This is a genomic window from Oribacterium sp. oral taxon 078 str. F0263 (assembly GCF_000469565.1).
In the GTDB taxonomy this organism is placed as follows: Bacteria; Bacillota; Clostridia; order Lachnospirales; family Lachnospiraceae; genus Oribacterium.
Map to the genome: position 1 here is coordinate 284282 of NZ_KI273122.1, position 13179 is coordinate 297460.

Sequence of the window (13179 nt, forward strand, 5' to 3'; positions counted from 1 at the left end):
CTTTTTCAACGGATGCGCGATCATCCCCGTGGAAACGCCGGAGAAAACGGATGAACTCCGCTCCCCTCAATATGCGACTCTCTCTGTCTCCGCGCCGAGCTTCTTTGTGATCTTCTGGCTGTCCATATATAAAATGATGGGCTTTGCGCACTTTCGGCTCGTCGCAAACATATCCCGGATCTCCGAGATGGTCAGAAGCTCATTGGTCTCAAAATGCTTTTTTACCGCCTCCTTTGCGCTGTCCATGAAGTGCTTCATGGTATACATCTCAAGCTCTTCCCCTCCGATCCGGACCAGCTTTCCCTCATCCATGAGCACGTGAATGACATCCAGCATAAGCTCGTCAGAGTAATTCTTCCGTGAGAGCTCTGTAAAGCGGAGGAACTCGTAGCCCGCCTTCTCAAGCTGCTCCGTAATGAGCGACTCTATATCCCGATATCTCTCATCCTTCGGGATCTCCCTCCCCGGGAGGCAGAGATACTCCTCCCGAAGCTGCAGGGAACCGTCCGCACAGAGCTTTTCCATGCAGGCGTCAAAGACATTCAGCTTGACCGACTTCATATAGACGCTCTGGATCTCGGCCTTTCGGATGCCGTAGCGGTAGGGATGCTTCTCGTAGAAGCTCCGGAGCGCCCTCTGTATCTCCTGCTCTATGATGAAGGCGTTGTCTCTGTGCCAGTAATAGCAGTCCTTCCGAAGCACAAATTCATAGATCAGTCCCCTGTCTCTGAGCTCCGAAAGGCAGGGCTTCAGCTCCTCCTCGGAGTGGGACATGTTCTTCGCAAGCTCCCTCAGATTGATAAGGGTATCGTTCTCCGCCCGGATATTCAGCTCGCACACATCGGCGAGGCTTCCGCTCTCCTTCCGGGAGAGCTCCGCGATCGCCTCCTCGCTGAAGCGCTTCTTCTTCCTGGGATTCGGCTCCAGCACGATCCCTCCCCCGATCGTCTCAAGTGGGCTGTAGAAGCGGACGACAAAGCGATCCCCCCTCTTTACGACGAGCTCCTCCTCCAAGAGAAGCTGAGCGGGTCCGGTCTCCCCCGGCGGGATCTCGTCCCGATCGAGGAGGACGGCCCGGCACAAAAGCTCACTGGTCCCGGTGAAAAGGTGAAGGCGCTCTCTGTTCCGGATGCTCCTCCCGGAGTCCCTCAGCACGCTGAGCTTCACATCGATGAGGGTCGTATTCTCCATGCTGCCGGAGGGAGCGATGACGGAGCCTCTCTTGAGATCCGACTTTTTCACATTGGACAGATTCAGGGCCACCCTCTGCCCAGCCTCGCAGAGATCGGTATCTCGGTCATGGACCTGAATGTTTCTGACCTTGCAGGAAAGCCCCTCCGGGTAGATCGAGAGACTGTCCCCTCTGCTGATCCTTCCGGAGAGCAGAGTCCCCGTGATGATGGTGCCAAAGCCCGGCAGGCTGAAGACCCGATCGATGGGAAGGCGGGGGATGCCGTTTACATCCTTTTCCGGCACATCCTCTGTCACCATTTGGAGGATGAGCTCCTTCAGAGCGTCGATCCCCTCTCCCGTCGCGGCGGAGACTCTGGCGAGGGGCGCATGATCCAGGATGGTGCCCTTCAGCTCCTCTCGGATCTCCTCCTCCATCATGCTGATCCACTCCTCCTCCACGAGATCGCATTTATTCAGGACGAGGATGCATTTTTTTATGCCAAGAAGCTCCAGAATATCGAGATGTTCCCTTGTCTGCGGCATGATCCCCTCATCCGCGGCGACCACCATCAGAACAAGATCCATGCCCACGACGCCGGCCACCATATTATTGATGAATTTCTCATGCCCCGGGACATCGATGACGCCGCATCTCGTGCCGTCCTTCATGTCAAACCAGGTGAAGCCGAGTTCGATCGTGATGCCCCTGCTCTGCTCCTCCTTCAGCCGATCCGTATTCCTCCCCGTGAGGGCGCGGATCAGTGTGGTCTTCCCGTGATCGATATGTCCCGCCGTCCCTATGATGATATGCTTCATCCGATCACCTCTTTCAGCTCTTCGGCAAGCTCCGGAAGCTCTGCGTCCGAAATCGTGCGAAGATCCAAAAGGAGCCTCTCCTCCGCGACACGTCCTATAATGGGGAGCGGAAGGCCCCTGAGCCGCTCCTCGAGCGCCGTTATGCTCATCGAAAGAGGACGGATACAAAGAGCCCGGCTCTTAAGCTCCTCCAGAGGCAGGGAGCCCCCTCCCACCTGGGATTCGCAGGGGAGGGTCGAGAGCTCCGCTCCCCGGCAGCTTCCAAGGAGCATAGAGAGGAGCCGCTCCGCCCTCTCCGAAACCTTCTCCTCCGTCTCCGCGATCATGCGGAGTGTCGGAATCCGCTCCTCGATCCCCTCCTCCTTGAGATATTCCAGGAGGGTGAGCTCCAGAGCGGCGACTGTGAATTTATCGATCCGGACCGCTCTTGTGAGGGGATGCTTCTTCATCCTGTCGATGAAGCACTTCTTCCCGACGATGATCCCGGCCTGCGGACCGCCGAGAAGCTTATCCCCGCTGAAGGAGACGACATCGACGCCGTTTCGGACCGCCTCCTGCACGGTCGGTTCGTGCATCCTCCCATATCTTCCAAGGTCCAGGAGCACTCCGCTTCCGAGATCCTCGATGAGCGGAAGCCCGTGCCTTTCCGCGAGAGGCTTTAAGCTCGCGGCACTCACGGATTCCGTAAAGCCGACGAGCGCGTAATTACTGGAGTGCACCTTGAGGATTGCCTTTGTGTTCTCATTCAGGGCCTCCTCATAGTCGGAGAGATGGGTCTTGTTCGTACATCCGATCTCCACAAGTCTTGCCCCGCTCTGCGCGCAGACATCCGGGATCCGGAATTTTCCGCCGATCTCCACGAGCTCGCCCCGGGAGGTGATGACCTCCCCACCCGAAGCGAGGGTGGAGAGGATCAGGAGCACGGCTGCGGCATTGTTGTTTACGGCCATCGCGGCCTCTGCCCCGCTCAGGCGGCAGAGGAGCTTCTCGAAGTGAGAGTAGCGCTCCCCCCTTCTCCCCTCGGACAGGCGGTATTCCAGATTCGAGTAGGAGGAGACGAGATCTGCGAGTCTCTCCGCGATCCTCCGCTCGATGGGGGCCCTCCCGAGGTTCGTGTGGAGGATGGTTCCCGATCCGTTGATGACCCGCCTAAGCCCCGGGCGAAAGAGCTCCTCCAGGAAAATGCGGATCCTCTCAGGAAGCTTCTCAATTCGCTCGGAAAGGCTTCGCTCCAGCGCTGCCTCCGCCTCCTTTTCGGCTTCCGAAGGCTCTGCTCTCCCGCTCTCCCCCTTCCGAAGACTCTCTCTCTTCTCCGCCTTCTCGATTTCGGCTCGGAGCTCCTCCCTAAGCTTATCCGTCTCCTCCTGCACCGCCTCTGTGACGCGGCATCTCCCGTAGAGTGGGATCAGACTCTGGATCTCCTCTCTTCCCAGGAGGAGATCCACCTTCGGGATCCTGCGAAACAACAGATTTTGATTCATCCTTCTCTCCGCCTTCCTTATGGCTTCACTGTTATGAATTTCTCTTCGAGCATCTCCACGCTCCCGATGACCTCTGCCTTCGTATCAAGTCCGGTCGCAAGAAGAGCGTCCATCGCGCTGTCCTTCTCCTCCGCGGGAATCGCATAGAGGAGACCGCCGGAGGACTGCGGATCAAAGAGAAGATCCGCATCCGTATCGGAGAGCCCGAGGATCGAGAGCTTATTCTCCGTATACTTCCGGTTTCGATAAGCGCCTGCGGGGACAAGCCCGAGCTCCGCATATTCCTTCGCAGCCTCTATCAGCGGAATCTTTCGGAAATGAAGCTCAAAGCTCACCCTGCTGGCCTCCGCCATCTCCATCGCATGCCCCAGGAGCCCGAAGCCCGTGATATCCGTACAGGCATGGACATGGAAGGGATCCATGGCCTCCTTTGCCTTTTTGTTCAGGGACGCCATGACTCTCACGGCCTCCTCCATGGCCTTCTCCGAGGCGAGCTCGGCCTTTACGGCAGTATTTATGATGCCGGATCCGATTTGCTTTGTGAGGATCAGGACATCGCCCGGCTTTGCCCCGTAGTTCTTCTGAATCCGCTCGGGATGGACGAAGCCGGAGACACAGAGCCCGTAGAGGGGATCATCATTTTGGATGGAATGCCCGCCGATCAAAAGCGCGCCCGCCTCCTTTACCTTTTCCGCACCGCCCGCCATGATATCCCCGAGGATTTCGGGATTAAGGCAGTTCGGGAAACCGACGATATTCAGTGCGACCTTTGGGATGCCGCCCATGGCATAGACATCGGAGAGCGCATTGCACGCAGCGATCATGCCAAAGGTATAGGGGTCATCTACGACCGGGGTGAAAAAATCCACAGTCTGTATCATGGCGACTTCTTCCGACACCTTGTAGACCGCGGCATCGTCCGAGGTGGAAAGCCCCACGAGAAGTCTGTCATCCTTTTCAAATTTCGGCAGCTTGCCCAGAACCTGGGCAAGGGTCTCAGGACCTATCTTAGCCGCTCAGCCGGATTGCTTCGTCATCCGTGTGAGCTTTATCTCTTCCTTCTTCTGCATATTTTTTCCTTCTGTATCTTTTTTCCTTCTGCATTTCCTTTTCCGCAGATCGCCGCGTAGAATTCTGCCGAGCCGACAAACGCCGGACGGACTGTCCTTTCCTGTTCTTTATGAGAAAATTCTCTCTCGGATCCGCCTGAAAAGTAATAAAAATCTCCTCTTTGCTGCTATTTCTATTCTACTTGACTTATCAGGAAAGTCAATAAGTCAGCCCCAGAAACTCTTATCCGCTCCCGCTGCAGCTTGGCTCACTGGCACACAGAATAAGAGCGCCGGGAATGCCGGCGCTCTCTTTCTTCAGGGACATGCCATGATAAAAATTTATTATACAGCACTCTCCCCTTTCTGCGGGCTTCTCCCTTCTCCTAAGACCCGGAGAAGGAAAAAGCGGAATCCGAGAAGGATTTGATCCGAATTTTATCCGATATAGCCGAGCTTTTTGAGCTCTGCCTTCGCCTTCTCCTCATTTGCCTCGGAGATCCGGATGATCGGTCCGGTACAGCCCATCCCGCTCTCCGCATAGATCTCGAGCTTCCAGAGGGCGTGGACGGCATCGTCCAGGTCCATGACCTCAATGCCGGGGATGATCGCCGTGACGATCTCCTTCGGCGGCTCCTTCACATTCTCCTCCGCCGCTGCGGGCTTAGCGGAAGCGCGGAGCTCCTGAAGGATATTCTCAAGGCCCGCCTTCTTTGCCTTCGCAAATTCTTCCTTTGCAAGATCGAAGACCCTGCCGCGGACCAGCTGTCCCGCGAAACGGATCGCATTCGCGATGACAGGAGCGCCCGAGGCTCTCGAGACGATCATGACGAGCTTCTCATAGTTCTCTCCGATACCGGGGCCGTAGCCGTAGCCGGCGGCCTCAAAGGAACCGCCCGTCGTATAGGAGGAGAGGAGCTTGCTGAGCACATTTCCCGTCAGAGAATCCATGACCAGGATATCGGAGGAGGCGCGGAGGACATCATTTCCCCGCATGACACAGCCGCCGTCCGCCCTGCTGGAATCTGCGAAGCGGATCGGATAGCCCTGCTCCGAGAGCTTCTTTAAGGCCTTCTCCGTCTGCCTCGCACCATCCACATTGAGGATGCCGACACTGGGATCCGAAAGGCCGCAGGCCTTGGCCGTGATGATGCCATAGAGTGCATTTCTGATCATGCCCTCGATCCGGTCTGTGCTGGAGGTCCCTGTGGTATTTGCGAGGAAGAGCTCCCGCCCGAGCGCCGGTGTGATGGAGCGGCCCACGGTGGACACGCCGATGGGGAAGGGATAGTGCATCGTGACCGCGCCGTCGATCTCCCCCTGATCGAGAAGCTCATCCATCTTTGCATGGCCCTCTTCATCATCCTTTACCAGGATGGTGCTGACGCCGTCTCTTTGGAGGGAGCCGAGGTAGACGACATCGATGCCGTCCTTCGCCGCTGCCGCGGCGGCCTCCATGGCGTTCTCTTCTCCGTGCTCACTGCCCATGCCGGTGAGCGCGATCCGGGGCTTTTTGCCGAAGCTCCCGGTCTCAAGACCGTTCGCCATATCCAGAAAGGTGTCGGCGATCAGTCGATCCAAATTTTTAGCCATATCTCCGCCTTTCCTTATGCCTCCGCCTCTTTGCTGAGGATGGAAGCCGCAAAATCCTTCATGGCCTTTGCGATGAGTTTCCTGACCTCATCCTCCGAGACCGCACCCTGCTCGTTCTCCGCCGTATTCTTCTGGATGATGAAGGAGACACCGTCGAAGAGGTTTGTCATCCTTCCGAGGAAGAGGGAGCCCTTTCCGATGATCATGACGCGGTTCATCTTACCGGCCTCGATATTCTCCTTGGCAAAGCCCACATAGGGCACGCCGGAGGGGATGTGACCCTGGGTCGGCGCATAGCCGACAAGACCGTGCTCCTCGGAGAAGCTCGCGAGCTCGGACTTCTGGAGCCAGCCCTTCTTCACGGCAAGTGCCGCGATCATCTTGTAGTTTGCCATCGGGACATCCCCGGCTCCCGCCGGCTTTGTGATATCCGCGTTCTGCATCTCGGGGGAGAACTTATCCACATCATTGACGGTGAGTCCGGCCCTCTCCAGAGGGTCCGCGACGAGGGAGCCGATGACATTCTGCGGAGCGGCTCCGGTTCCCACGGTGTGGCGGCCGAGAATGTCGAGATTGATCTCCGCGCTCTTCCCGTCGTTCTCGGAGACGATGACAGCGAAGGCTCCGAGGCAGTCCTCCAGCATCGGAAGGCCCTTCTTCACATGATCCTTTCCGTTCATGCCGAGCTTCGGAACGCAGCCTCCTCCGATTACGACGACCGTGCGGAAGGCACCGGCCTTTACCAGGGCTGCCGCCTCAATCATCGCATGGCTCGGTCCCGCGCAGAAGCCTCTCGAATCGGATCCGGTCGCATTGTTCAGACCCGCGATCTCCGCCGCCGCCTTTGCGAAGTTTCCGCCGCCTCTTTGGTTCACATCTCCGCAGGCCTCCTCGGAGCAGTCGATCACATAGTCGACATCGTCGGGGGAGATTCCGGCATTCTTCAGAGAATGAAGGATTGCAAGGACACTGCTGGCCTTGTTCATGAGGTTCTCGAGCATGACCTCCGCGGAGAGGTTCACATCGATATCATGCGCTCTCTTGACGCAGCCGACAAGCTTATCCTCGTAGTAAAGTCCCTCTGCCTCGCCGTTCGAGACCAGGGCCTCGATCTCGGAGAGCTCGGAACCCGCGGTCACTCTGTTAAGGATCGCCTCCGTGATCACAGGATCTGCCGCGAGCTCCTTCTTATGGGCCTCGACGAAGCCCTTCTCCAGATAGAAGACCTCGAAGCAGTCACAGCTTTGCGCGAGGAGCAGGAACTCCGCCTCCGGCATGATCTCTCCGAATTTTCCATAGCGGCTCGCATTCTCGAATTTCTTATCATAATAAGGAAACTCCACCTTCCGAAGCTCTTCGGGGTCTGCGTTTCCGATATAGACCTGATTCGGCCAATACGCCACGCAGTCCTCGTAGGAGCGGACATGTTTCCCCATCTCCTTCAGGAACTCTCCGTCCGGATTCACGACTCTTTCTGTGGTGATGGTCGATCCGTTGTGGAGCATCAGTCCCGGCGTATAGCTGAGACAGTAACCGCTTCCCTTGATTACACTGTTCATGTACATACCTCGTTTGAATGATAGTGAATTGGTGGAATATATATAATGCCTCCCGCACCAAAAGGAGCGTGTCATAAGATCCCGTCTCCGGGCCTTGACAGCAGAAGCACAAAATTACAATATTGGAAGAATGGAAGAAAGAAAAAGAGGAAGCATTGAGGTAATCCACCTCTCCGCCCCCTCAAAGACTGTCTGCTTTATGGATGGTGGGGATTCGTCCTGGGACGAACCCTATCCGTTATGCACTCAGATACTTGCAATATTCTTTCCGGATTTCATTCATCTCGTTTACGATATCATCGACATCCAGCACCATTTCCATCATGCTGACCTGATCCTCGTAAACCGCCGGGTCGAACTCTTCCTTGAGTTCCGGCTCGCAAACATGGTATACCGTGAGTCCAAGCTGGACCCCTGTCAACGGACCTGCGAAAGTCGGGTCGCCCGCTGTGACGGTCTCAGCTGCAAGTCCTGCAGCCTCGCCCTCCGCCGCTCCAAGAACCACTACGAGATTCTCGGGGCCGTACTTCTCAGCGAAGTCTTTTACCCTCTTCTGATTTTCGAGATCCATCGCGCCTGCGCTCGTTCACACGAAGCACTCGGTGGATGCGAAAACAACCTCACCGCCGGCACTCTCGACACACGCCTGGATGGCGGGTCCCGGAATACCGTCACGGTCACCGATGATGACTACTTTCTTGCCCTTTAAAATAGACATCTTCTTTCTCCTTTCCTCAAATGATCGGACGCGGAGAGCCCGAAGAAGGACCCTCTCTGTCCATATATCGTAAAGGCTTTCGCCCTTTACGCTGAATTGGATTACATCGCCGCGTACTTTTCCACCATAGCCTTGATGTTTTCCTCGGTCGCGTCGTCCTTCACAAGCTCCTCGACCTTCACTCCGTCCTTGTAGATCGCCATGACCGGCAGTCCGAGAACCTTCTGTCCGATGGCGAGTCTCCTCGCGCGGGTCGTATTCAGGGAGCAGAACTTAAGCTTTCCCTCATACTGATCGGCGAGACTGTGGACGAAGGGCATGAGCGCCGCACAGGGCACACAGCCGTCTCCGAAGAAATCCACAAACACATAGCCCTCAGCCTTCAGAACCTCCGGCTCGAAGCTGTTCTTATCTACCTCTAACATAAGTCCCTCCTCTAATCTGCCTGCAAATCCATCTTAACAGCTTTTCGCGAAATCCGCAATCCGGAAAGCCTCGTTCGACTACGGATTTTCGTTGATATACTTCTCGGCCTGCGTGGCGGCGATCGCGCCGTCCGCGGCAGCCGTCACGACCTGGCGGAGGCTCTTGACACGGACATCACCCGCGGCGAAAACACCGGGGATATTGGTCTTCATATCATCATCGGTCGGGATATAACCTCTGTCATCCATCGTAAGACCGCAGTCCTTCAGAAGGTCGGTATTCGGAATCCTTCCGATGAAGCCGAAGAGCCCGAACATCCCATCCTCCTCCGAGGCGCGAATCTCCGTGATCTCTCCCGTCTTCACATTTTTGACCTTCATCTCCTGGAGGATATCATCCCCTCCGAGCTCCTCCACCACGGAATCCCACATAAAATGAAGCTTCTCGTTCTTGAAGGCTCTCTCCTGGATGGACTTTGCCGCGCGGAGCTCGTTTCTCCTGTGGATGAGCGTGACGGAGCTCGCAAACTTCGTCAGATACATCGCCTCCTCGACAGCGGCATCTCCCCCTCCTACCACATAGACGGGAAGCTCCTCAAAGAAGTTCGCGTCGCAGGTTGCGCAGTAGGAAACTCCCTTTCCAAGGAACTCCTGCTCTCCCTTGCAGCCGATGGGGCGGGGATAGGCGCCGGTGACGAGGATCACAGTCTTCCCCTCATAGCTTCCGTTTGTTCCGACAAGCTTCTTGATCTTGCCTCCGAGCTCCACGGACTTGATAGTATCCCTGACTCTCTCGCAGCCGAACTTCTCCGCCTGCTCCGTCATCCTCTTAATGAGAGAGGGTCCGGACTCTCCCTCCACGATCTGTCCGGGATAGTTCTCGATCGAATCGGTGATGGCAATCTGCCCTCCGTCCTGCCCCTTCTCGATGATGCAGGTCGAGAGCCGTGCCCTGCCGGAATACAGTCCGGCAGCCAGTCCCCCGGGACCGGCACCGAGAATAATGACATCATAAATCTTGCTCATTTTCCCGTTTCTCCTTTTTGTGCCTGAAATCCTCATGACCATCCGGGAGGAGAAGGATGTCCCTCTCGCCCCCGGATCATCAAAACGTCCTATATCGGGAACTTTCTACATATAGAGTATCTTCCGTTCCCCTGACGCGGATATTTTATCACATATGCTGTAATCTTCAAAGCTTTTCGCCTATTTATAGGATTTCACTATAGGCTTATTCAGCCCTTCCCCAATTTCCTGGTATTGACCACGACGGATCCCAGCTTCAAAAGTGCGAGGACGTTCGGAATTACCATAAGTCCATTGAAGAAATCCGCCATATCCCAGACAAGATCCACCTTCATCGTCGAGCCGAGGATGATGCACAAAACGACGATCAGAGAATAGACCTTCACTGCGGAATCCGATCCGAAGAGATACTTCGCATTGACCGCGCCGAAGAAGTGCCAGCCGAGCACGGTGGAGAAGGCGAAGAAGAAGAGGCAGAATGCGACAAAGATCGTGCCGAAGCTTCCAAAGCCCGCGTCAAAGGCGCCCTGTGTCAGAGCGATTCCGGTGATGCCGTTCTCCTTTGCGCTTCCGAGGATGCCGCTGGTCAGGATGACGAGGACCGTCAGATTCAGGATGACAAAGGTATCGATAAAGACGGAGACCATCGCGCAGAGACCCTGCTCATCCGGGCAGCTGGCCTTCGCTCTCGCATGCGCGTGGGGGGTGGAGCCCATGCCCGCCTCATTCGAGAAAAGTCCTCTCGCGACACCATAGCGGACCGCCTCGCGGACCGTGATTCCCGCGGCTGCGCCGAGAGCCGCCTTCGGATCAAAGGCGCCGACAAAGATCATGCGGATCGCGTTCGGAACTGCTCCGATATGCATGATGATGAAGATCAGGGAGCCGAGGATATAGACTCCGGCCATGATCGGAACGACCTTCTCCAGCACAGCGGCCAGCCTCTTTGTGCCGCCGAAGAAGATGAAGGCCGCGATCGCCGCGACCACCAGTCCGATCACGATGGGGGGCACATTGACATTTGCGACTTCAAAGACCTCGGAAAATGCTGCGCCGACAGAGTTCGACTGCACCATATTGCCCATGAAGCCCAGCGCCAGGATGATGAATACCGCGAAGAGCTTGGACAGGATCTGTCCCAGAGGTCCCTGATAGGCCGCTTTGATATAGTAGGCGGGGCCGCCGGTGACTTCGCCGTTGTGCTCCTCCTTATAGGTCTGCGCGAGCACCGCTTCTCCGTAGATCGTCGCCATACCGAAGAATGCGGAGACCCACATCCAGAAGATCGCTCCGGGGCCGCCGCTGATGAGCGCCGTCGCCGCTCCCGCGAGATTTCCCGTGCCGACCTGCGCCGCGATGGCCGTGGCGATGGCCTGGAAGGGAGACATCTCTCCCTTTTCATGCTTTGTACCGTGGAGATTGATGCTCCCGAACACAAGCTTCCATCCCTCGGAGAAGCGGCGGAGCTGAATGAAGCGGAGGCGAATCGTGTAATAGATTCCGGTGCCGCAGAGGAGCAGGATCAAGAGAAAGCTCCACAAAAATTCATTTCCTTTTGCAATTAAATTTGACAAGACTTCCAAAGTTACATCCCCCTTTCGGATAGGTTTACCGGAATGCAGCTTCTTTCCCTCCAAGCCTGATTCTCAGTAAGAGATATGATCCGCCCTGCCCCAAAATGCGGCAGGATTTATTGCTGAGCTCATACTAGCATAAGCCGCCGTGTTTAGCAATAATCATGATAAATTTAAATCAACCCGCGATAATCCTGTCTAATATATGGCATAAGACCCGCAGTGCGCCGCTGTCTCCTCCGTATTATGCCCAAGCTTCCGGACGGATTTCCCCGCAGGCAGAGAGAGGGAGGGGAGAGAAGCAGAGCTTCTCTCCCCTCCCTCTCTGATCGACAGAATCTCGTGACCGGCCGCCATCCATGCTTTCGCCGTCAAGCTCCCGGCTTCACAAAGCAGAGGTCTTAGCAGCGGAAAGCATGAAGATGTGCGGATGGATCCGATTCTTTAATCCTTGAAGATGGTCTGTCCGCTGACCTCGGTCTCGAGCGCCTTCAGTGCCTTCTCGACGATCTTTCTGCGGAGCGCCTTCTCCTCCTCCGGCTTCATGGCCGGGTTTCCGAGGGGATGCGGGATCGCAATCGCCGGGACGATACGGTTTGCGCCGACCGTCATGGAGATGGGGGTGACTGTACAGATGTGAACAACCGGGATTCCAGCTCTCTCGATTTCCTTAACCATCGTTGCACCGCAACGAGTACAGGTTCCTCACGTACTGGTCAGGATGACCGCATCGACATGGTCCTCCTTCAGCTTCTTTCCGATTTCCTCGGCGAAGGCCTTTGCGGAAGCCACCGCGGTTCCGTTTCCAACCGTGGTGTAGAACTTATTGTAGAGCTTCCCGATGACATGCTCCTTCTCGAGATCGCGGAGGACATCGACCGGAAGGACGCGGTCTGCATCCTGGTTCGCATAGCTCGGATCATATCCGCCGTGCGCGGTCTCATAGGTATCCACCGTGAGATCATTGACACCGGTGATATCATACTCTCCATACTTGCTCGCGTTGGAGCTCTCGATATGGTCCGGATTTCCCTTCGGCACGATACCGCCGGAGGTGACGAGCGCGACGGTGGCGTGAGCCATATCCTTCACCGCCGGATTCGGCTCGACACGGTCGAAGCTCGGCATCGGATACTCGGTCGTAAAGGGCTTTCCGCTGAGCTTCGCAAGAAGCATCTTGACCGCTCTCTCTGCGCCTCTCTCCTTCTCAAAGAAGTTCACACGCTGTCCCTGAGGGATATAGCCCTCCTCGACGGAGGCGCCGATCTTCTCTCCCTTTGCGAGCTTCAATGCGAGAGGAGCCATCTTCTTCACAGCATCTCTCATGCCAGCCGCGCTGTTCTTTGTGGAGACGATATAGACCTTGTCCTTCGCCATCTCCACACCGGGGTTCTCGATATACATTCCGGTGAGAACCGGGATATGGAGCTCCTCCTGCACCGCCATAGCGGCTGTAGCGCAGGCAAAGCCGTAGCGGCCCGCGTTGAAGGCGGGACCCGCGATGAAGATGTCCGGCTTCTCCCCCTTCACCATCTCGAGGAGCTTTGCCTTGGCATCGTCGATGTGCTCACTGAAGTAGCCGTCTCCGCAGATGATGGTCGCGACGATCTCCGCCTCGTCCCCGAAGGCCTGCTGGAACGCAAGACCCGGTCCGAGGTTCTCTCCCTTCCGGATCTCAATCGGATAATCCGCCTGCTCCTCGCCGCCAACCTGTGCGAAGAACTGGTTGATATAATGAACAACTTTAATCTTTGCCATTTTTCTC

Annotated in this window: 11 protein-coding genes; all 11 read right to left on the reverse strand. The window is 56.4% G+C overall.

Annotation, left to right across the window (positions count from 1 at the left end):
• Positions 1-66 precede the first annotated feature (66 nt).
• On the reverse strand, positions 67-1989 hold the full coding sequence (gene selB, locus HMPREF1986_RS08565) for a selenocysteine-specific translation elongation factor (protein WP_021774434.1): 1923 nt from the start codon (positions 1987-1989) through the stop codon (positions 67-69).
• Complete coding sequence (selA, locus tag HMPREF1986_RS08570; protein ID WP_021774435.1) at positions 1986-3470, reverse strand: L-seryl-tRNA(Sec) selenium transferase; 1485 nt, start codon at positions 3468-3470, stop codon at positions 1986-1988. Before selA ends, selB begins: the two co-directional genes overlap by 4 nt.
• A 17-nt stretch (positions 3471-3487) precedes the next feature.
• Complete coding sequence (selD, locus tag HMPREF1986_RS08575; RefSeq protein ID WP_242837368.1) at positions 3488-4507, reverse strand: selenide, water dikinase SelD; 1020 nt, start codon at positions 4505-4507, stop codon at positions 3488-3490.
• A gap of 450 nt (positions 4508-4957) precedes the next feature.
• Entirely contained in the window at positions 4958-6112 is a 1155-nt protein-coding gene (gene grdD / locus HMPREF1986_RS08580; RefSeq protein WP_021774438.1) for a glycine/sarcosine/betaine reductase complex component C subunit alpha, read from the reverse strand.
• 14 nt (positions 6113-6126) lie between these two features.
• Positions 6127-7671, reverse strand: coding sequence for a glycine/sarcosine/betaine reductase complex component C subunit beta (gene grdC, locus HMPREF1986_RS08585; RefSeq protein WP_036599861.1), 1545 nt, complete (start codon positions 7669-7671; stop codon positions 6127-6129).
• Between the two features lie 238 nt (positions 7672-7909).
• Positions 7910-8389 (reverse strand): glycine/sarcosine/betaine reductase complex selenoprotein A, encoded by a 480-nt coding sequence (gene grdA / locus HMPREF1986_RS08590; RefSeq protein ID WP_081443150.1) that lies wholly within the window; start codon positions 8387-8389, stop codon positions 7910-7912.
• A 101-nt stretch (positions 8390-8490) separates the two neighbouring features.
• Positions 8491-8814, reverse strand: coding sequence for a thioredoxin TrxA (gene trxA / locus HMPREF1986_RS08600; RefSeq protein ID WP_009214696.1), 324 nt, complete (start codon positions 8812-8814; stop codon positions 8491-8493).
• 78 nt (positions 8815-8892) lie between these two features.
• The gene (gene trxB / locus HMPREF1986_RS08605) at positions 8893-9840 is read right to left on the reverse strand and encodes a thioredoxin-disulfide reductase (RefSeq protein ID WP_036600020.1); all 948 of its coding nucleotides are present in this window, start codon (positions 9838-9840) and stop codon (positions 8893-8895) included.
• Between the two features lie 209 nt (positions 9841-10049).
• A complete protein-coding gene (locus HMPREF1986_RS08610) occupies positions 10050-11423 on the reverse strand; it encodes an alanine/glycine:cation symporter family protein (protein WP_036600022.1) in 1374 nt (457 codons plus the stop codon).
• Between the two features lie 189 nt (positions 11424-11612).
• Entirely contained in the window at positions 11613-11789 is a 177-nt protein-coding gene (locus HMPREF1986_RS13165) for a hypothetical protein (protein ID WP_196806122.1), read from the reverse strand.
• 69 nt (positions 11790-11858) lie between these two features.
• Entirely contained in the window at positions 11859-13172 is a 1314-nt protein-coding gene (gene grdB, locus HMPREF1986_RS08620; RefSeq protein ID WP_081688466.1) for a glycine reductase complex selenoprotein B, read from the reverse strand.
• Between the last annotated feature and the right edge of the window lie 7 nt (positions 13173-13179).